General features: G+C 60.8%; 19 protein-coding genes and 2 pseudogenes. 8 read left to right on the plus strand and 13 right to left on the minus strand.

Translation table 11 applies throughout. The annotated features are described in order from the left end of the window. Positions 1 to 58 precede the first annotated feature (58 nt). The 8 genes and pseudogenes from M3I53_RS38675 to M3I53_RS38260 all read right to left on the minus strand — a co-directional run. Positions 59 to 208, minus strand: a pseudogene (locus tag M3I53_RS38675) (integrase); the annotation flags it as partial. Between the two features lie 50 nt (positions 209 to 258). After that, positions 259 to 1,707, minus strand: coding sequence for an amidohydrolase family protein (locus tag M3I53_RS23795; RefSeq protein ID WP_254318298.1), 1,449 nt, complete (start codon positions 1,705 to 1,707; stop codon positions 259 to 261). 37 nt (positions 1,708 to 1,744) lie between these two features. After that, positions 1,745 to 2,596, minus strand: a complete 852-nt coding sequence (locus tag M3I53_RS23800; RefSeq protein WP_254318299.1) for an ABC transporter permease — start codon at positions 2,594 to 2,596, stop codon at positions 1,745 to 1,747. Beyond that, positions 2,593 to 3,462 carry an ABC transporter ATP-binding protein gene (locus tag M3I53_RS23805; RefSeq protein ID WP_254318300.1) on the minus strand — a complete coding sequence of 290 codons (870 nt, stop codon included), beginning with the start codon at positions 3,460 to 3,462 and terminating at the stop codon, positions 2,593 to 2,595. The genes M3I53_RS23800 and M3I53_RS23805 overlap by 4 nt, the downstream gene beginning before the upstream one ends. Before the next feature lie 2 nt (positions 3,463 to 3,464). Further along, the gene (locus M3I53_RS23810; protein ID WP_254318344.1) at positions 3,465 to 4,499 is read right to left on the minus strand and encodes an aromatic ring-hydroxylating dioxygenase subunit alpha; all 1,035 of its coding nucleotides are present in this window, start codon (positions 4,497 to 4,499) and stop codon (positions 3,465 to 3,467) included. A 112-nt stretch (positions 4,500 to 4,611) separates the two neighbouring features. After that, on the minus strand, positions 4,612 to 5,571 hold the full coding sequence (locus tag M3I53_RS23815) for an ABC transporter substrate-binding protein (protein ID WP_254318301.1): 960 nt from the start codon (positions 5,569 to 5,571) through the stop codon (positions 4,612 to 4,614). Positions 5,572 to 6,692: 1,121 nt separating this feature from the next. Further along, positions 6,693 to 7,325 carry a TetR/AcrR family transcriptional regulator gene (locus tag M3I53_RS23820; protein WP_254318302.1) on the minus strand — a complete coding sequence of 211 codons (633 nt, stop codon included), beginning with the start codon at positions 7,323 to 7,325 and terminating at the stop codon, positions 6,693 to 6,695. 100 nt (positions 7,326 to 7,425) lie between these two features. Then, positions 7,426 to 7,548: a hypothetical protein gene (locus M3I53_RS38260; protein ID WP_302057810.1), complete on the minus strand. Its 123-nt coding sequence runs from the start codon at positions 7,546 to 7,548 to the stop codon at positions 7,426 to 7,428. A gap of 149 nt (positions 7,549 to 7,697) precedes the next feature. On the opposite strand from M3I53_RS38260, the gene M3I53_RS23825 reads away from it, so the two are divergent. From M3I53_RS23825 to M3I53_RS23835, 3 genes are read left to right on the plus strand one after another with little or no spacing between them, the layout of a single operon-like run. Beyond that, on the plus strand, positions 7,698 to 8,591 hold the full coding sequence (locus M3I53_RS23825) for an NAD(P)/FAD-dependent oxidoreductase (protein ID WP_254318303.1): 894 nt from the start codon (positions 7,698 to 7,700) through the stop codon (positions 8,589 to 8,591). A gap of 10 nt (positions 8,592 to 8,601) precedes the next feature. Continuing rightward, complete coding sequence (locus M3I53_RS23830) at positions 8,602 to 9,453, plus strand: alpha/beta fold hydrolase (RefSeq protein WP_254318304.1); 852 nt, start codon at positions 8,602 to 8,604, stop codon at positions 9,451 to 9,453. A gap of 60 nt (positions 9,454 to 9,513) precedes the next feature. Beyond that, entirely contained in the window at positions 9,514 to 10,377 is an 864-nt protein-coding gene (locus M3I53_RS23835) for a class I SAM-dependent methyltransferase (protein ID WP_254318305.1), read from the plus strand. Between the two features lie 248 nt (positions 10,378 to 10,625). Here M3I53_RS23835 and M3I53_RS23840 read toward each other — a convergent pair whose 3' ends face one another. Then, complete coding sequence (locus M3I53_RS23840; protein ID WP_254318306.1) at positions 10,626 to 10,832, minus strand: hypothetical protein; 207 nt, start codon at positions 10,830 to 10,832, stop codon at positions 10,626 to 10,628. A 493-nt stretch (positions 10,833 to 11,325) separates the two neighbouring features. Continuing rightward, positions 11,326 to 12,069: an NAD(P)-binding domain-containing protein gene (locus M3I53_RS23845; protein ID WP_254318307.1), complete on the minus strand. Its 744-nt coding sequence runs from the start codon at positions 12,067 to 12,069 to the stop codon at positions 11,326 to 11,328. A gap of 56 nt (positions 12,070 to 12,125) precedes the next feature. Here M3I53_RS23845 and M3I53_RS23850 point away from each other — a divergent pair, with 56 nt between their 5' ends. After that, on the plus strand, positions 12,126 to 12,548 hold the full coding sequence (locus tag M3I53_RS23850; RefSeq protein WP_254318308.1) for a helix-turn-helix domain-containing protein: 423 nt from the start codon (positions 12,126 to 12,128) through the stop codon (positions 12,546 to 12,548). A gap of 40 nt (positions 12,549 to 12,588) precedes the next feature. On the opposite strand, the gene M3I53_RS23855 is transcribed toward M3I53_RS23850, so the two are convergent. Next, on the minus strand, positions 12,589 to 13,059 hold the full coding sequence (locus tag M3I53_RS23855) for an SDR family NAD(P)-dependent oxidoreductase (protein WP_254318309.1): 471 nt from the start codon (positions 13,057 to 13,059) through the stop codon (positions 12,589 to 12,591). Positions 13,060 to 13,091: 32 nt separating this feature from the next. After that, positions 13,092 to 13,973, minus strand: a complete 882-nt coding sequence (locus M3I53_RS23860) for a LysR family transcriptional regulator (protein WP_254318310.1) — start codon at positions 13,971 to 13,973, stop codon at positions 13,092 to 13,094. Here M3I53_RS23860 and M3I53_RS23865 point away from each other — a divergent pair. The 4 genes from M3I53_RS23865 to M3I53_RS23880 all read left to right on the plus strand — a co-directional run bounded on the left by M3I53_RS23865 (position 13,972) and on the right by M3I53_RS23880 (position 17,688). Continuing rightward, positions 13,972 to 15,126 (plus strand): SDR family NAD(P)-dependent oxidoreductase, encoded by a 1,155-nt coding sequence (locus M3I53_RS23865; protein ID WP_375542569.1) that lies wholly within the window; start codon positions 13,972 to 13,974, stop codon positions 15,124 to 15,126. The two genes, M3I53_RS23860 and M3I53_RS23865, sit on opposite strands and share 2 nt — an antisense overlap. A gap of 5 nt (positions 15,127 to 15,131) precedes the next feature. Beyond that, positions 15,132 to 15,671 (plus strand): MFS transporter, encoded by a 540-nt coding sequence (locus M3I53_RS23870; protein ID WP_254318311.1) that lies wholly within the window; start codon positions 15,132 to 15,134, stop codon positions 15,669 to 15,671. A 369-nt stretch (positions 15,672 to 16,040) separates the two neighbouring features. After that, complete coding sequence (locus M3I53_RS23875; RefSeq protein WP_254318312.1) at positions 16,041 to 16,886, plus strand: alpha/beta fold hydrolase; 846 nt, start codon at positions 16,041 to 16,043, stop codon at positions 16,884 to 16,886. Between the two features lie 52 nt (positions 16,887 to 16,938). Next, positions 16,939 to 17,688: an SDR family oxidoreductase gene (locus M3I53_RS23880; RefSeq protein WP_254318313.1), complete on the plus strand. Its 750-nt coding sequence runs from the start codon at positions 16,939 to 16,941 to the stop codon at positions 17,686 to 17,688. Between the two features lie 197 nt (positions 17,689 to 17,885). On the opposite strand, the pseudogene M3I53_RS23885 reads toward M3I53_RS23880, so the two are convergent. Beyond that, positions 17,886 to 18,077 (minus strand): annotated as a pseudogene (locus M3I53_RS23885) (MBL fold metallo-hydrolase); the annotation flags it as partial. Positions 18,078 to 18,684: the final 607 nt, after the last annotated feature.

Below are 18,684 nucleotides of genomic sequence, written 5' to 3' on the forward strand. Positions count from 1 at the left end.
GAATGCCGCCCGCGACCCGTATCCAACGATGGACAAGACGGGCGTATTGACGCGTTCAAAGATGGGCTGAGACGTGAATGCGGCTTGGGAACAGATAATCGCTCGACGCCAGCCCGGCCTCTCAAATCCATGCAGTATCGCTCTCCCGCGTCTGTTCAGTGATTTCGAACTGGACCGGCCGCTGGGTCTTCTGCTGCATGACAGTCGCCGTTGGCTCTGACCTTCGGCGAATAACTGCGTGACATCGAGCCCGCGTCTTTAGCTATCCACCTCTGCGAGCAAGGCCTTTACCGCCGCCCTCGCCTCGCGCCCCAACTGCGCGAGGTCCACACCGTCGATCTGGTCATTGCTGACCACCCGTCGACCCGCCGAAAACAGCGCGGCCAAAGATGGCCTCCCCCCCGAGGCCACGGGTCCGACGGCCGGATCATGCAGACCGAAGTAACGTGGATCGTCGAGGCGATAGATGGCAATGTCCGCAGAATACCCCGGCGCGATTTTGCCCACGTCGTCAAGGCCCATAATCTGCGCGCCACCGGCCGTGCCCCAATGAATGACGTCTTCGACACTCGCGGCGTGCGCGCCGCCTTCGAAGCAGCCGCCCCGCAATCGCGGCGCGGCCGCCATCCCGAACCGAGCGCGTTGCGCCAGCCACGTCATGTGTACTTCGGAAATCATGTCGGCGGCTTCGTTGGATGCGGCGCCGTCGACGCCGATCGACACCGGCACGCCCGCATCCGCCATATCCCGAACCGGACAAATGCCACTGCCGAGGCGGCCGTTGCTTTGCGGACAATGCGCGACACCCGTACTCGTTTCCGCGAGCATGGCGATTTCGTCTGGATCGACCTTCACGAGATGAGCGTACCAGACGTCGCTGCCCAGCCAGTCGTGTTCGCCGCAGAACGCGACGGGCGAAAGTTGGTAAAGGTCGTGCGCGCTGTCCTGGTAGCCCACCGTTTCTGAGAGGTGACTATGCAGTCGCAGTCCGAGACGGCGCGCCACTGCCGCTGTTTCGCGCATCTGCCCAGGCGCGATGGAATACATTACGGTCGTAGGCGCCATCACGACGCGCCGCATCGCCCGAGGCGAAGCATCGTGATACCTGGCGGCGAGACGTTCGATATCGGCGACGTAAGCATCCAGCGTTTCAGGACGTAGCGCGGTGGGCAAATCCGCTTCTAGTTGCCGGGTTTGCGTGGCACCGCCGCGCAAGAGAACAAAACGCAGACCGAGCTTTTCCGCTTCTTCGAACAGGATTGCCGAACTGTCGAACGGCATGTCCGGGTAATAAACGTAGTTGTGGTCGGCGACGGTCGCGCAACCGGACCGTGCCAGTTCGATAAGACCGATGCGCGCCGCGAGACGAAAGCGTTGCTCGTCGAAAAGCGCGCGAAAGTGGTATGGCGTGGCCGCGAGCCAAGGCGTAAGCGTGGCGTCCAGACCGGCCCTATCGCCTTTGAGCAGAGACTGGAACAGATGATGATGGGTGTTGACCCACGCCGGATAGATCACGCAATCGGTTGCGTCGAAAACCGTCTCCCCTGGGTCTAGTGGCAGTGTGCCAATCGCTTCGATCGTCTCACCGCGGATGCGGATATCAGGGCCGCTCACGCGCGTGCGATCGTTCAATCCGCCGCGGCCTCCGGTCATGATGGCGGCCGCATTGCGGATCAGGATAGAGCCTTGCGTTACAGGAGTTTGCATGGGTTCGAATGATAAGAGAACGGAGTGCGAAGCCGAATCAAAGCTGACTGTCGTGCCATCCGCGCAAGCCGATACGCGACACCCACGCGGTCATGCCGAACAGCACAACGCCCGTTATGGTTATCAGCAGCAAAGCGGCGAAAAGCCGTGGAATGTTGAGCTGGAAGCCCGCCTGTAGAATTTGATAAGCCAGCCCCGCGCCGCTGCCGCCCGTGCCGGCGACAAACTCCGCTACCACGGCACCGATCAACGATAGGCCGCTGGAAATGCGCAGGCCGCCGAAGAAATACGGCAACGCGCTGGGTATGCGCAGCCGCGCCAGCGTTTGCCAACGCGTCGCACCGTTGATCCTGAACAGATTGATGAGGCCGGGATTCACGCTACGCAGTCCGAGCACAGTGTTCGAAATGATCGGAAACAGTGCGACTAAGGTGGCGCACACTACGAGGGCGACGGTCGTATCCTTTACCCAGATTATGATCAACGGTGCAACCGCCACCACTGGCGTGACCTGCAGCAAAATGGCATACGGAAACAGGCTCGCTTCGATCAACGGGCTTTGCACAAATAGCAATGCAATCGCCACGCCTAACACCGTAGCGAGCGCGAATGCCCACAACGTGATCTTCAACGTCATAAGCAGGCTGCCGAACAACAACGGCGCATCCTGGATCAGTTGTCCGACAATCGCCACGGGCGATGGCACCAGATATGCGGGCAACTTGAATAGCACACACCAGGCCTGCCACAGCGCCAGAAACACTATGCCGACCAACCACGGCGCAATTGCCTTTGCTACGCGTGGCCGCCGCAATATCGGCGTTCGTATGGTGGCGTTCGCGGTCGCCGTGTGCTGAGTTGGTTGAGCCCGCAGTACTTCGCCCGTCATGATTGCACCTCGGTTTCCTTGGCCGAAATCGATGCGCTATTCGCATCGGTGATCAGCTCCGAGAGCGTCTTGCAGTCCTGCATGAAGGAGACCGACACGCGGTGCGCATCGTCCCGTTCGAGCGCTCCCTCAATCGGCACTTCGGCGATGATGCGTCCCGGCCGCGCCTGCATAACGACAACCCGGCTCGATAGATACACCGCCTCGTAGATGCTGTGCGTGACGAACACCACCGTCATGCCGCGCCGTTGCCACAATGCGCGCAGATCGGCGTCGAGCCGGTTACGGGTGAACTCGTCGAGCGCGCCAAACGGCTCGTCGAGGAGCAACAGGTCGGGCTCGGTGACGAGCGCGCGTGCAAGCGAGGCGCGCATCTGCATGCCGCCGGAAAGCTCGCGCGGGAGCGCCTTGCCGAATTTCGCGAGTCCAACGCCTGCCAGTGCATCGGCAACACGCGCGTCCGCTTCCCGGCGCGGAACGTGCGCAAGATCAAGCGGCAGGCGCACGTTGGCGGCCACGGTTGCCCATGGCATCAGGGTGGCCTCCTGGAAGACCATCGACATGCGATGTTCCGGCGAGCCGACCGTTTGGAAAGGCTGCCCCCACCAGCGCAAATGCCCATGCGTCGGCAATTCGATGCCGGCAAACATCTTCAGCAGCGTGCTCTTGCCGCATCCCGATGGCCCGAGCAGGGAGACGAATTCGCCTGGCGCGATGGTGAGCCGCACGTCTTCGAGTGCAACGGTGCCGTTCGGATAGCGCTTGTCGACCCGCTGTACGGCGAGTAACGGCGCTGTGGTCGGTCGCCCAGTTTCAGGTTGGCCAGGCTCGCTGGATTGGGCGGAATACTCCGCGATGCTTTCCATGGTCACGCCTCCGTTTCCATACGAAACACTTCGCTTTCGCCGTGATCGCTCAGCAGCTTCAGCAGCATGCGCCGCATCAGCAGACCGGGTTGATCCGATTCCATGTGGCATTCCTGCTGACGCCTGACGTCGATGCAGGCGTCGTAGTCCGTTGCTTCGAGAATGTCGCGGTCTTCGTCGGTGATGGGACGGTCCCAGTCAATCAGCTCCTGCGTCGAACATGCCTCCTCACTGTCGTTGCGATAGAGCCACTGCGACAGCATCAGCGTGCGATCGTCGATCGGTGTTGCGCAGTTGTAGATGATGTGATGCACGCTGCTTGCCGGATACACGCAGCCAAAGCGCCGTGCAAACGGCATGAACCAGCGGTTGGTCAGATGCCGTTCGGTGACTTCCTCCGTCGTGCCCGTCACGCGATGACTCGCAGGCGGATTGCGCACTGGCACGTGCGTCTCCGCTTCAAAGCCCCAGTTGCTCGGATGGAATTCGTATTTCGACGGCTTCGGGTTGTCAAAGAGACCAAAATTCGACTTATGGACGAAGCTGAAATGCGAATTGTCGAACGAGTTTTCCATCATCCGCAGCGGGCTGGTTTCCCACCGCTCATAGAACTGCAGAATTCGGCGATAACCCGGTGCCGTTTCCTCGGGAAACTCGGGGATGGGCTGCAACGGTTCGTCGAGCGCGACCCACGCGTAGCCATAGCGCTCTTCGCAGCGGTAAGCCTGAACCACTGCGCGTGACGGAATCGCCGTACCGTTGCTCTGCGGAATCTTCACGCATTGCCCGGAACAGTCATAGGTCCAGCCGTGATAGCCGCAAGCAATATTGCCGTCACCGTCGACAAAGCCCTTCGACAATTTTGCCGTGCGATGGCAGCAGCGATCTCGCAAGGCGTGCGGCTTGCCGCCCGCGCCCTTCCAAAGCACGATCGGCTCTCCGAGTAGGGTGAACGGTTGCGGACCTTCATCGAGTTTCGCCATGGGCATAATGGCGTACCAGAAACGGCGCAAAACTTTTTGACGGGTGACGAGCATCGTGAAACTCCTTCGACTACATGTTTTGATGGTCTGCATGCGGGAGTGAAGAAGTACCCTCGCATGCAGCGAAGTCTTTGAGGCGGCCTGTAACGCGACGGATGGGCCTCTCTTATGGCATCACCCTCGTGACCTGAATGAATTGCAGGGTGTACGCACTGTGATAGTCCGTCGCCGGCTTGAGCAGCTTCGCACCGACCATATAGTCAAACGTCTTCTTCCAGCGCGCGTCAGTCATTACGCCGATGCCCGATAACGCTGCATCGCCGCCTGTGACCAGCTTCAGTTTCTTCAATTGAGCAACGCCATACGCGAGTTGCGCGTCCGTCATCTGGGGATTGTCTTTCTTGATCAGCGCATTCCCGGGTGGCGGATCGTTCAGATAGCTCTTCCAGCCTTCCATCGACGCTTTCACGAAGCGCGCCACTACATCGGGCTTGTTTTTCAGCGTGTCGCGCATCGTCACAATGGTTGTGTTGTACGGCGGATAGCCATCGTCCGCGAACAGGAAGAAATGCGCAGGAACATGCGCCTGCTCGGCCTGGTAAGTCTCCGACGACGGATAGGCCTGCATGGCCACGTTCGTATCTGCGAAGAACGGTTGCAGGTTGAACGTATACGGGCGCGATTGCGCGTCCGTGTAGCCATACTTCGCTTTCAGCCACGGCCACCAGCTCGTTCGTCCCGAGCCGGCCACCAGAATAGTTTTACCTTTCAGTCCCGCGAGACTAGAGACGTCTGCGTGCGTGAGCATGCCCTGCGGATCGTACTGAAACGACGCAGCAACGGTTGTCACCGGAATGCCTGCCTCCACGCCCGATAGCGTCTGAAAGTCATAACCGAGCATGAAATCGGCCTGGCCGCCAGCAAGCAATTGCATGTCATTCACTTGCGGGCCACCCATCTTGATCGTGACATCGAGGCCGTACTTTTGATAAATACCAGTCGCGACTGCCTGATAGAAACCGCCGTGCTCGGCCTGTGCATACCAGTTGGTGAGCAAGGTGACGTGATCCGCAGCATGAGAAAGCGGCGTGGCGACGACACCACCGACCAGCGTCACAGCAGACATGGACCGCGCAATTGATGAACGACGAGAAGCGAGAGAGCGGGATAAGCGAGACAGCAAATGCAAAAGGCGAAGAAAAGGCATGACAAAACTCCGTGTGAGGACACACAACAGGTGGATGGTTTGAATGGTGCGGAACGAGATCGCTGAGGGAGCGCCAAGAGGGAGCGTCGCGCGATGTACGCAAGAACGGACACGCCGTTGCTCAATCGCAAAGGCGGTTAGGCACATCGTTCGTGAAAAATCGGGGCAAACCATTGCACGCTCCTTGTTGGCGAAACCGGACGGTTCCGTTCAAACGCCGACACAAAGATCGACGTGGGCGCACGGTGCGCCCCAAGAGCAATGCCCCACGTAGCCGGCATGATCTGCCGGTCGCTAGCCGCTTCTACTCGGGCTGTGAGTTAAGCGAACTGCGTGCCAGTTGTGAACTGGATTGCGCATAACGAAGGCACGTCGGGCGTTGCGACGATAAGGCTGTAGAGCCAGTGCGGCGACATGTATGGGACATGCGCGCCGACCGTGCGCCTGGCACCGAATCTGTGCATCTTCCTCGCCGCGCATGGTGCAGAACCAGAGCAGGCGGCTCGGTCGGGCTGGTGCAAACAGCCGCCAGATGTCCATCTGATATTCACCACCTGAGCGACACCAGACCGGGAAATTTGAACGCTCGATGAAGGACCGAACGGTGGCTCAATCATCCCCCCTCAGACGGGCGACCTCGCATGTAGAGACTCGATACGGACCGTACGCGTTACCAGCCCGAGGGCACTCGCGCTGCGGCTTGTCGACCATTCATCTAGATGTCGAACCGCCGAAACCGGCCGAGTGGCACGGTCATTCCGTGCCGTGGGTTGGAGGACAAGTCGTCGGCCTCTGCGGACGCTTAGACCCGTGAGTTCGTGAGGCGGCTCAAGCCGTGCCAGGATGACATCTTGCTCGACCCTCGAATTGCTATCAAATGTTTTGCATAAAGAATGCGCCGATTGTCTGAGCACGCGGGCGGCTATTGCGCTCATGCGTTGGCCTTCCCATCAGTCGTCCACGCACCATCCATAGGTTGCTCAGGGCGAACAGCGTATGCAATTGCTGTGTGTTCTTCATCAGGCCGCGATAGCGCACTTTCAGATGCGACTGTGCGCGGCGATGAACATGGTGACGGCCGACCGGCAATAGTATTGGATTTCGTTGTCGTCCTCTGCTTTCGCCTCATCGAAGCGTGCAATAAGCAGGAGATCGGATCCTTTGAAAAGCGCGGCAAACAAGCGGGCGGACCTGAGCGCATCAGGTACGTTCAGAATCGCTTTCGCGTGCAACTGACGCAACAGGGCCTCGATTTGGGCGATGACATAGGCGGGCCCGGCTTCGTAATGAAGCTTGCTTAACGACTTTTGATTCGTCTTGTCGGCCAAGACCATGGCTTCGACACTGCGGACGTCCGGGCTCAACAGGGTGCGAAGCAGGGTTGATCCCACCGCCATGAGCTGATCTTCGGCCGAACCGTCGACGCCTTCAAAAAGGGCCTGTGGTGCAAACCGATGGCAGTGGGCCGCCATGGCCGCACTGAACAGCGCCTCCTTGTTCTCGAAGTGCCGATAGATGCTGAGCTTGGATATCTTCGCCCGCTGGGCGACCTTGTCCATTGTCGTCGCTTGAAAACCCAGCTCCATAAAGAGTTCGCTCGCGGCGTCGACTACCGTTTGGCCAAGCGCCTCGTTGGCGGGCCGACCGCGCCGCCCCTGTTTTTTTTCAATCATGCGAATTCCAGTACTTGACGGTATCTTAATGCATAGATTATGATACCGCACGGTATCTTAAATTTGCAAGCCAATGAGCAGGTTTCAACATGTTCTTCAGTCAAGCTGCCACGGGCCGCCCGGCGATATGGAAGGCGGCGTTGCGCTGCCAGGTCAACGCCGTGATAAGCAACTCACCGATGCCGAAACCCTGCTCGCTGCGCGTCTCGATCGCGTATCGCACGGCGACAACGCGCCGGCCTATGAAACAGGGAGATTTCCATGAAATCACGATCCCTATTACACCCGCCCGGTCCTTCCACCACCGGGCTCGCCCAGGCAAAGTCACCGCCAAGCCGAGCACCTTCCATCGACAACACGGAGCCCATTACCATGAATGACGTCATCATCATCGGCGGCAGCTTTGCCGGCCTCGCCGCCGCCCTGCAGCTCGGCCGTGCTCGCCGCAAGGTCGTCGTTCTCGATACCGGCCGGCCGCGCAACCGTTTCGCCGGCCATTCACATGGCCTCCTCGGACACGATCACAAGCCCCCGCTGGACATCCTGGCCGAGGCGCGGAAGCAACTGGCGCGCTATCCCACAGTCAGGCTGGTCACTGCCCGGGCCGAGAGCGTGTCTGGCGCCAACGACGATTTCCGCATCGTGACAGACGATGACGAAAGCTTGAGTGCACGTCGCCTGATCCTGAGCTATGGCGTCGTTGATCAGATGCCTGACGTCCCGGGCTTTGTCGAAAGCTGGGGCACGTCCATTGTGCCTTGCCCCTATTGCGACGGCTTTGAAGTCGCCGGCCAGCATTGGGGCCTCATATGGTCGGGGCCGCCGTCGCACAACTATGTCAGGCTGTATCACGATTGGACCGACACGTTGACGGTCTTCGCCGATGGTCGCGACATCGCGCCCGATATCCGCGCCGATCTGGCGCGCCGCAAAATACCTGTCGTTGACGGCCGGATCACGGAAATCGCCCGTCACGAAGGCCAGAATGCTGCCGTCAAGCTCGGCACCGAACTCAGTGTCGCAGTCGATATCTTGTTCGCGCATCCGCGCAACAAGCCCTCCGCAAGCCTACATGAATCACTGGGACTCGCCACGGTCGATACTCCTCTCGGCATTGCCATCAAGGTCGACGAGCGCCGCGAAACCAGCACGCCCGGCATCTACGCTGCCGGCGACCTCGCCAACCCGGCCATGGCCTCGGTCACCACGGCAATATCGCACGGCGCGACTGCGGGTATCTCCGCCCAGCAGTCGATGCTGGTTTGAGAAGACACCCATGGAATTCGAACACGTCACTTTCGACCTACCCCACGGCACCTTTCACGCGCTGCAGGGGGGCGATCCCGGTGGCCAAGCGACGATCGTCCTGCACGGTTTCCCAGACCATCCACCGACCGCGAAGGCCTTCCTTGCCGAGCTCGGCCGGCGTGGACGTCACGTCGTTGCACCCTGGCTTCGCGGTTATGCGCCGTCCCCGACTTCGGGGCCGTTCGACTTCGCAGCCCTCACCAGCGACGTGCTCGCGCTGATCGACCGCTGGTCTCCGGGGCGACCCGTCGAGTTGATTGGTCACGATTGGGGCGCCCTGATTACATACGATGCTTGCGCCACAGCGCCCGAACGGATCGAACGCGCGATCACGCTTGCAATACCTCACCCACTCACGTTCATGAGCCGGATGACGAAGCCGGCTCAGCTACGCCGGAGTTGGTACATGGGGCTTTTTCAACTGCCTGGAAGCGGCTGGGTCGCCACGGCCCGCGATCTCGCCCTCATTGACCGCCTCTGGTGTCGGTGGTCGCCTGGCTTCTCGCTCGATCCTGCTCTCCAGGCGGAGCTACATGAGCATCTGCGGAAGAGCATGCCCGCGCCTCTAAAGTACTACCGGGCGATGCTGCGACCCGGCATGATTGGTGCGGCGCGCCGCATGTCTCAGCCGATCACCGTGCCCCTGTTGCAGCTTCACGGTGCCCACGACGGCTGCATCCTCCCCGTGCAGGTCGACGACCGCCATCGGTTCGCCGCCCGGTACGCGACGGAGGTCGTCCCAGACGTCGGCCACTTCCTGCACATCGAGGCCCCCGAGGCGATCGCGGAACGGATCGCGGCATGGACCCGACAAGCGTAATTTTCCCGAGCATCGATAAAAGGGTAGCGACTTAAGGACGAATCAGAGCAAGGAGATGACATGACGGAGCAAAACGGCTATCAGGTCGCCGACTGGAATGGTCAAAGTGGGGAGCGCTGGGTCGCCAACCAGGCCCGGCTCGACGCCATGGCGGCGGTGTTCGGTGAGGCCGCGATCGAAGCCGTGGCGCCCGCTGTGGGCGAGCGCGTGCTCGACATCGGCTGCGGCGCGGGCACGTCGAGTCTGGCTCTGGCCGCCCGCGTCGGCGAGGGGGGGCAAGTGCTGGGCGTGGACATATCCGCAACGCTGATCAACCGGGCGCGCGCGCTTGCGCCACAGGATAAGCCGGTCCTGTTCCAGTTGGCCGACGCCAGCAGCGCCGAGTTGCCCAAGGGCGCGTTCGACATCCTGTTCTCGCGCTTCGGAGTGATGTTCTTCGACGATCCGACAGCGGCGTTCGCCCATTTGCGACGCGCGCTGCGGCTAGGCGGACGAGTCGCTTTCGTCTGCTGGCGCGGCGCGGCGGAAAACGATTGGGTTCGGCTGCCGATGGGCGCGCTCAAGGGCATCGTCCCGCCAATCGCGCCGCCTGATCCCGAAGCACCCGGCCCATTTTCGTTCGGCGACCGGGAGCGCGTGGCACGCATCCTGACTGCGGCTGGCTTCACCAATATCGCTATCGCGCCCTTCGATGCTGCTGTCCCGTGCGGCGAGGGCGCGACGCGGGACGCGGCGATCGACGACGCGGTGAAGATGACGCTCGAGGTTGGGCCGCTGTCGCGTGCGCTCGCTGATCAGCCCGACGAGATCCGCGCCCGCGCATCGGCCGCGGTCCGTGCGGCCTTCGCGGGCCTCCCCGGCGAGCGGTCGGTGATGATCGGCGGTGCGGCGTGGATCGTCATGGCACGCAATGCTGCAAGTTGACACGGATTAACAGGGGAGAAGCCCCGCTCGGTGAAGCTGGGGTCGTTGGCCGCTCAGATTAAAGTTCCTTCTGGCCGATGAACGAGCACTCGCCTTGTGCCAATCAGATGGCCGGTTGCGAAGCAGAGCCGACGCCTGAGCGGTCTGCCGGCGGCGCATGTGACCGGCAGTTTGTGGCCGCAGTGGGGCTCACAGCCGGGCACCCCGAGCATTCCAGGCGCGCGGCTCACACAAACGGCAGCGGTACCTCAACTAGTCGCTGACTTCGATAGCGACAGCAGGTAGTCACCTCGGCCTTCGTCGTCGGTCCACGCGTCCGTTGCCTCCTTGTCTACCCACGCTTCGTGCTCAATGTTGCGCATCAACCGCATCCGGCCTTCCGAGGCATCTTCGACCCAAGGCGTGGTTTCCAGCTGAACCCTGGGTACGAGCCAGTCAGCGAAAAGATCAGGCATTTCGGCAATTCGATGCAAGCGGTCCTTGTAAAAGAAGGGATCGGCTCCGATCCATATCTCACCTTCGACCCAATCTTTTGTCCACCGTCCGTTCCTGGCCCGATCAGAGCCTGACGTCAGAGCGCGAGGATGGTCTCCCGAGTCCGATCAATGCAAAAGGCATAGCAAGACGCGAAGGGTAACGTCGAATGTGCGTCTACCCACGGCCGCGATACACAATCAAAGGTGCTTAAATTTCTTAATCGATTTTCCCATTCAATCACCTGATCTAAACATCAATGGTCAGAAAACTTCGACACGGCTAAGCGATTTAACCAAATCGTTGCGTCGACCGGTTGAATCCGCCACCCGTTGCCGTCATTGTCTCCCGGTATCCGAATGACCGCTCCGGCATGGTTTATCGACTGCCCGGTGGAAACGGGTGTTGGCGAAAACGCTGCACAGGAAGAGGCAGAGAACGACTGACAGCATGGTACAGCGCGTGTCGTAGCCTTCATACAGCGTTCACCTTTCGATTCATGGCGATTACCTGTTCGTGAGTGGGATTGGCCCCAAGCGTGCTAAACAATTCAGGCAATCGATCACGCTTGGCCGACGCTACGCCCGGGATCGCATCGGCGAGTGCCTTGCGCATAGCAACAGCGTCCAGATCGCAGCAGTAAGCCGGCGTCGACGGCTGCTGACGCCAGGAGTCCGCAAGAGCGCCAGCATCAACGGCGTCGAAACCGACCTGGTTCACCAGACTCATCGCGACTTCCTTATGGCTCGGGACATCACCCGCTACAGCGATCGCCAAACGGCCGGCAGTTCCTTCAGGACTGCCAAGCTGCTGCAGGGTATTGGCAAGAACGTTATTGAATGCTTTGATGACTGGGCGTCCGATCTGCCTTGCGACCCAGACGCTTTCCGTCAGGCCGTCATCGATATCGGGGATATGGGAGTCACGCATGCCCGGATAGTAGTTGCTGGTATCAATGACAATTACGTCTTCAGCCAGCTGCGCAAACAGATCGCCGGGGAGCTGCTGGATAGCCGGTGTCGGTATGGAGAGAATGATGACATGGACATTGTCGATCACGCCGGGTATGTCCGCCGGCCGGACGTCATTTTCCTCTGCGAACTTTTGGACTCCGGCAATTCCACCCTTGTTTGCCACCCGCACCTCGTGACCTGCCGCATGGAGCTTCCTGGCAAGCGTGCCGCCGATGTTGCCGACACCAATAATTCCAATCTTCATGGTTGCTCCTGACTGGGATAGACTAGTTACACACATTCTAGATGGCTGGTGAGAAAATGGTAAGTACACACAAAAAAGTAAGTAACGTTCCGTCGACGGTGGTAAAGCCGGAGCGGGAGTGGCAATGCGAGGATCCCGAAAAGCGCAGGCAGTGGGCGGCAGCGACTACTGAAGCGCTTCAGGCTATCGAGGGAAAATGGAAGATTGTCATCATCTGCCAGTTGTTCGCCGCAAAGGCGCCAGTGCGATTTTCCGAGCTGGAAAGACTGGTCGAGGGCGCGAACCAGAAGATGCTCATCCAGCAACTCAAGCAGCTGGAGAAGGACGGCATTGTTGTGCGCAAGGTATTCCCCCAGGTGCCGCCAAGAGTTGAGTACGCACTGGGCGAGTTGGGCGTCGCGTTGGGACCGTCGATGGAGGCACTCATCGAATGGGCAGAGATGAGGCGGAGCCTTCGCGGCGAAGCCCCCGCCGTATGAGCTCTATCGCGCTTGAGAATCGCCCAAGCCCGTTGGCACGTCAGCGCCGGATGCTGGCGTGAACGTCTGCACTGCTCCATTCGTCCCACGTCTTGAGCCGCTTGGCGAACACATGAGGGACGACCTGAGCGGCGAGGGGGCCGAAGAGAACTCTCATAGGAGCCCTTTCGGAATCGACGACGTTCAGCATCTCCCGGCCAACGGTGGCAGGATCGGCGACCCGGCATGGAAGCAAAGCTGGCGTTGACCGCCGCGCGCACTCGATGGGTGTTGAGTGAACGGACGAACCTGCGAAGTCTGTGTTGAGAGGACCGGGTTCGACGATAGTGACCTTAATGCCTGGTGCCGCGATTTCCTGCGCCAGAGAGTCGGCCAGCCCCTGAATGGCCGCCTTGGATGCGCTAGAGGCACAACTGGAATTGGCGCTCGCAGCAGTCGCTGCATGCCTCTGGCGGGGAAACTGGAGAACCGGGCGGCGGGTGCGAGCGTGGGTGAATGCTTCCGATAGCATCGCGCGACCGTGTCTGTCGCCGCGTCGTGCACTTATCGCCTGATCTGATCGATGCGCGACAGAAAGGTCGCCAAGATCGGCGAGCGGTTGTTCCGGTTATAGCCGACCACCAGTGCAATCGTCGGCGGTTCGCCCTTGAGTGGCCGACTTGTCACCGACCAGGGCAGAAGTTTCTCGGCATATGCCGGCAGCAGCGCAACCCCTCTCGTCGAAGCGATCAGCGACATCGCCATCGTCAGGTTGTGGACACGGTGTGCCGGCTCGATGGCGAGATCGTTCGCCGCCAGATAGTTCTCGATTGCGCGGCGCATCGGACCGGCCACGTCCGAGCCGCTGATGAACGGCTCTCCTGCCAGTTCATGCACGTCGATTTCCTCGAGGTCCGCCAGATGATGATCGCTAGGCATCAGCACGACGAAAGGTTCGCGCGCGACGGTCACGTACTCGAGGTCGGGCCGGTTGGATTCGGCGCGCATGAATGCGATGTCCAGGCGGCCCGTTGACAGTCCTTCCGCCAGATCCGGGGAGTATTCACTCGACACCGTCATCTCGAGGGTCTGCAGGTCGGCCGCGAGAACACGCGTCGCTTCGCCAAGCCAGGTCACTTCCTGGCCGCTCAGAAAACCGACCGCAAACGTCGGCTTGGCCGGCCGTGCCGCTCGCCGCGCGGCCTCGCACGCCGCATCGACCTGCGCCAGGGCCAGGCGCGCATGATCCAGAAATGCCTTGCCGGCATCGGTCAGCTCGATACCACGCGCGCTGCGCACAAACAACTGCGCACCCACCTCGTACTCGAGGTCCCGGATCTGTCGGCTGAGGGATGGCTGGGACGTAAAAAGACGCCGCTCCGCGGCAACGGTCAAGCTGCCTTCCTCTGCCACAGCAACGAAATAGCGCAGATGTCGCAGCTCCATGCGCGAAGTCCTTTCCGGGAAGTCATGCCTGCCAGGTATGGCGGCCAGCTTACAAAGTCTTTTTCGTCCATGCAAGTGCCATCTATCGTTCGATCCCAACAGAGGACGACCGTCTCTCGTCTCAACGTTAGTTAGCTGCTGGAAGGAAACGATCATGAAGACCCTCGCGGGAAAGACCGCGCTCGTTACAGGCGCTTCGCGTGGCATCGGACGCGCCACGGCGCTTGCGCTCGCGCAGGCCGGCGCTCAGATCATCGTTCACTATGGTCACAGCGCACGTGAAGCCACGACTGTCGTTGCTGAAATCACTGCGGCGGGCAGCCGTGCGCATGCCATTCAAGCCGACCTGGCCGAATCCGACGGACCGCACAGGCTCGCGCGCCAGGTCCGGACGATCGTCGGCGAACGCCTCGATATTCTCGTTGCCAACGCAGCCATCGCGAAGGCCGCCGCGCTCGAGGAAACCGGCGTCGAAGATTTCGACGAACTGTTCGCCGTCAACGTCCGCGCTCCGTATTTTCTCGTTCAACAGCTTCTGCCGATCATGCGCAAGGGCAGCAACATCACGCTGCTTTCGTCGCTTGCGACCGTGTTCTGTACAACTGAATTCCTGCCCGTCGGGCTACTGCGCTATATCAGCCAGGGACTAAGCGTCACCGAAGGAACCGCCGGCATCATGGTCACGGCGCCCGGGCTGCTGGCCGCCATCGCCGCGCCGTTTCTCACGGTAGCCGTCGGACGTTTCGACCGTCGGCGCGTGCTGCTGGGCCTGGGCGTGCTACTCGTGATCTTGAATCTGGCGGCCATGCTGGCGCCGAACTTCCCGGTTCTCGTCGTGGCCCGCGCGATGTTCGGATTCGGAATCGGCGGATTCTGGGCGATCAGCGTAGCGCTCGGCAGCCGACTCGTGCCGGAGGAGCATGTCGGCCGGGCCACATCGATGATCTTCGCGGGCGTCTCGCTCGGCATGCTGATCGGTGGCCCGGCCGGGGCACTGATCGCCGAGCTGGCGGGCTGGCGCACCGCGTTTGGCGCAGCGCTCGCGATGTCCATTGCGGCGCTGCTGGCACAGTGCGTTTCGTTGCCGTCGCTGCACGTAGAACGCGCGATCTGCTCGGTATCTTCGGTACCCGACCGGCCCGCATCGGGCTGATCGCGATGACGCTCGCCCTGTGCGGGCAGTTCGCGACGTACACCTATATCACCCCGTTCCTGGCGACGGTGTCGGGCTTTGGCGGCAAGGCCATTTCATTGCTGCTGCTCGGTTATACGTTCATTGGTCTGCTCGGTAATTTCATCGGTGGTTCATCCGGGCAACGTAACGTCAGGATGACGTTGATCGCCAGCATCCTGTTTATCGCATTACCTCTCTCCATGCTACCCATACTCGGCACCAGCCGGCCGTGGGTGCTGGTCGCGCTGGCCGCGTGGGGAATCGCGTATGGCGCGCTGCCCGTCGCACTGCAGATGTGGATGGCGAAGGCAACCCGCGAAGTCCGCGAAGGTGGCATGGCGCTGTTCGTCGCCAACTTCCAGATCTCGATTGCACTCGGTTCGTTCGCTGGCGGCCGGATCCTCGACGCGTTCGGTCTCTTCAGCGCAATGTACTTCGGCCTGGGACTCGCCGTGGTCTCGATACTGACGCTCGCGCTGACCGGCGGCCATCCTCGGATGATCGACGAGCCCGCGACGGGTTAAGCGTAATCCAGCGGACTGCCTATCCCCAGTCATGAAGGAAGTTCGGACCCGGCCACAGTTCGTGGTCCGTCGGGGCGTCAAGCCAATCGTGACGGTCGGTCAGGCACGAGGCACCTGGCGCCGCGTCAACCCGTTTTCCGTCCCGATCCGCGCAGGCGAGCGCCGGCATGCGCACCCCATGCCTGTGTGGCATAACCGCTTGCCTACAAAGTCTTTTTCCTCTTGCCGGCCCGAGCATACATTACCCATCAACAGGCACCGCCATATCAGATTTCCAGGCGGGTGACTGGATTGCCAAAGCAGCACCCCATGCATTTCAGACATACCTGAAAGACAACTGCTGAACTTACACCTGAAAGGATCGCAATCATGACCCGCCATACGCATCAGACGGCACCGACGCAGTACGTCGAAGCAAACGGCATCCAGTTCGCCTACCGTCGATTTGGGAATCCCATCGGTGTGCCGCTTGTAATGAACATCCACTTCACCGGCACCATGGATCACTGGGATCCCGCAGTGACCGACGGCCTTGCCGCCGGCCGTGAGGTAATCCTGTTCAACAACGCCGGCATTTCCAGCAGCTCGGGCAGCGTTCCGGAGTCGATCGAGGAAATGGCCGCGAATGCTGCCGCTTTCGTCCGTGCGCTCGGCCTCGATCAGGTCGACCTACTGGGTTTCTCGATGGGCGGCCTGATTGCCCAGACACTTGCCATAGCGGAGCCCACGCTGGTCCGCCGCCTGATCCTCGTTGGAACCGGCCCGCGCAGCGGAGAAGCTATGGCCTCGCTGACGCCAGAAGCCCAGGAAATCTTTGGTGCAACCTATGCGGAACCGGACCACCTCTGGCTGCGCATGCATTTCTCGCCGACCGAAAACAGCCAGGCGGCCGGGCGCGCGTTCCTCGAACGTTTCCGCCGTCGCACGGAGAACCGTGATCCGGCGGCCAACGAGGCCGTGGCACCGGCCCAGCTTGCCGCTCTCGCCAAATGGGGCAAGCCGCAAGACAACCCGTACGCGTACCTGTCGGCACTCGGTCAACCAACCCTTGTTGTGAATGGCGACAACGACGTCATCATCTACACGGTCAATTCGTTGATCCTGCGTCAGCACATCCCGAATGCCCAACTGACCATATATCCGGACGCCAATCACGGCTCGCTCTATCAGTACCCCGAGCGTTTCGTCGAAGACGTTTCCAGGTTCCTTTCCTGAGCCGCAAGTCGAACAGTCCACATTTTGATATCGAGTTCAACTGGAGTTAATCGTGACTACTAATCTTTATGGCAAGAACGCGCTGGTAACCGGCGCTTCGCGTGGCATCGGCCGCGCAACAGCGCTGGCTCTGGCAGCAGCAGGCGCACGCGTGCTCGTGCACTACGCCAGCGACGAAAAGGCTGCCGATTCCGTCGTCGAGGCGATCCGCGCGTCGGGCGGTTCTGCAGAAAAGGTTGCGGCAGACCTGAGCGCAGCGAACGGCCCTCACGAACTGGCCCGTCGGGTACGCGAGCTGATTGGCGAGCGCCTCGACATTCTCGTTGCGAATGCCGGCATCTCGAAGGCCTCATCCATCGGGGAGACGACGATAGAGGATTTCGACCGGCTGTTCGCCGTCAATGTGCGCGCCCCATACTTCCTCGTCCAGCAACTGCTGCCTGTGCTGGGCGAGGGCAGCAGCGTAATCCTGCTGTCCTCTCTTGCTGCCCGCGCTGCCGTTGGTAACCTGTCGGCCTACGCCGCTAGCAAGGGCGCAATCGACACACTGGTCAAGCATTTCGCCGCTGCGCTCGGCGAACGTGGCATTCGCGTGAACGCCGTCGCGCCGGGCGTCGTTGAAACCGACATGTCGAACTTCGCCAAAACCGATGCGGGGCGAGACTACACGCTTGGCATGCAGGCCCTCAAGCGCGTGGCGCAGCCCGACGACATCGCAGGCGCAGCCCTGTTCCTCGCGTCCGACGCGGCGCGCTGGATGACGGGTGACACGCTGCGTGTCGATGGCGGCTCGAAGCTCTGACACCCCGGGAGGCGGTCAAGATCCACGCACCACGCTCCACCGTCTTGATCATGGTCTGCCTCAATCCGAAACGTCGCGCCGCCTGAAAAGCGCTTCGATAGCCAGTATCGCAGCCTGTGCCGAAATTTTCACATCGCGCTTTCGTGACCGCGAGAGCGGGCAACGCCTTGCGCGTGCCAATCCGCTTCCCGGCGACTTCAACCATTTCGCATGCGTGCAACTAAGGCGACCGAGCGAGCACTCATTTCCTTGGCCGGCAAATGCGCGAGCCAGCCGTGACCAGGAAGCAGCCATTCGAAACGATACACGGCCAGCTTGCCCAGCGATTCGGTGAGCTCGGTCCATGAGTACCAGCATGCGTCCCTGAATGCGACGAGGTCCTGCTCGCGTGCTGCTGGCTATCATCGCTATCGTTGCTCTGCACTATTGCCAAGAGGCTGCGGCACCGATGCCCCCATCTGATTTACACGGTCTCGAGTTGTCTTGAGTTCATTGAAACAGGCGGTGAACGAAGGACGATTCGTCTGCGCGCTTGAGGTTGATAGCTGGCCAGGCGGCCTTCGCGATGCCGAAAGTGATCGGTGGCCGAAACCACTCCTCGAACGGTCATTCAATCTGGCTTTTTGAGTGGTGGCCGGTGGCCCACACCGGCAGTTCGTCGTTGGCGGCTGCCGACGCTTTGTTTGGGCAGCGGGCACTCGATCCGCGGTCAACTATCCTCTCTGGCGCCGGGGCCGCAGGTTTGCGCGCAGTGACTTAATTATGCGCACAACGCTGACCGAACGAATGCGGACTATGGCCGCCGACGCGGCGCGCGGCAGGCTGCGTCACACGCCATTCATAACCCTTTTGACGACCCCGCTAATCTCCGGGCCGCACGCGCTTCTTTATTTGATGTTAATTTGAACGTCATTCCCGATTGGCCATTTAAACGGCGATTTTCCCCATTATTTGGTGCGAAATTGCCGAACAATGGCTTCTATTATTCGCCACACA

Origin of the sequence: Paraburkholderia sp. CNPSo 3272 (assembly GCF_024206495.1) — a bacterium.
Taxonomy (GTDB): Bacteria; Pseudomonadota; Gammaproteobacteria; order Burkholderiales; family Burkholderiaceae; genus Paraburkholderia.

Coding starts and splice junctions, on each gene's coding strand:
- M3I53_RS23795 (WP_254318298.1), bottom strand. CDS start 1,707: ATGCAAACTCCTGTAACGCAAGGCTCTATCCTGATCCGCAATGCGGCC.
- M3I53_RS23800 (WP_254318299.1), bottom strand. CDS start 2,596: ATGACGGGCGAAGTACTGCGGGCTCAACCAACTCAGCACACGGCGACC.
- M3I53_RS23805 (WP_254318300.1), bottom strand. CDS start 3,462: ATGGAAAGCATCGCGGAGTATTCCGCCCAATCCAGCGAGCCTGGCCAA.
- M3I53_RS23810 (WP_254318344.1), bottom strand. CDS start 4,499: ATGCTCGTCACCCGTCAAAAAGTTTTGCGCCGTTTCTGGTACGCCATT.
- M3I53_RS23815 (WP_254318301.1), bottom strand. CDS start 5,571: ATGTCTGCTGTGACGCTGGTCGGTGGTGTCGTCGCCACGCCGCTTTCT.
- M3I53_RS23820 (WP_254318302.1), bottom strand. CDS start 7,325: ATGATTGAAAAAAAACAGGGGCGGCGCGGTCGGCCCGCCAACGAGGCG.
- M3I53_RS23825 (WP_254318303.1), top strand. CDS start 7,698: ATGAATGACGTCATCATCATCGGCGGCAGCTTTGCCGGCCTCGCCGCC.
- M3I53_RS23830 (WP_254318304.1), top strand. CDS start 8,602: ATGGAATTCGAACACGTCACTTTCGACCTACCCCACGGCACCTTTCAC.
- M3I53_RS23835 (WP_254318305.1), top strand. CDS start 9,514: ATGACGGAGCAAAACGGCTATCAGGTCGCCGACTGGAATGGTCAAAGT.
- M3I53_RS23840 (WP_254318306.1), bottom strand. CDS start 10,832: ATGCCTGATCTTTTCGCTGACTGGCTCGTACCCAGGGTTCAGCTGGAA.
- M3I53_RS23845 (WP_254318307.1), bottom strand. CDS start 12,069: ATGAAGATTGGAATTATTGGTGTCGGCAACATCGGCGGCACGCTTGCC.
- M3I53_RS23850 (WP_254318308.1), top strand. CDS start 12,126: ATGGTAAGTACACACAAAAAAGTAAGTAACGTTCCGTCGACGGTGGTA.
- M3I53_RS23855 (WP_254318309.1), bottom strand. CDS start 13,059: ATGCTATCGGAAGCATTCACCCACGCTCGCACCCGCCGCCCGGTTCTC.
- M3I53_RS23865 (WP_375542569.1), top strand. CDS start 13,972: ATGCGCGAAGTCCTTTCCGGGAAGTCATGCCTGCCAGGTATGGCGGCC.
- M3I53_RS23860 (WP_254318310.1), bottom strand. CDS start 13,973: ATGGAGCTGCGACATCTGCGCTATTTCGTTGCTGTGGCAGAGGAAGGC.
- M3I53_RS23870 (WP_254318311.1), top strand. CDS start 15,132: ATGACGCTCGCCCTGTGCGGGCAGTTCGCGACGTACACCTATATCACC.
- M3I53_RS23875 (WP_254318312.1), top strand. CDS start 16,041: ATGACCCGCCATACGCATCAGACGGCACCGACGCAGTACGTCGAAGCA.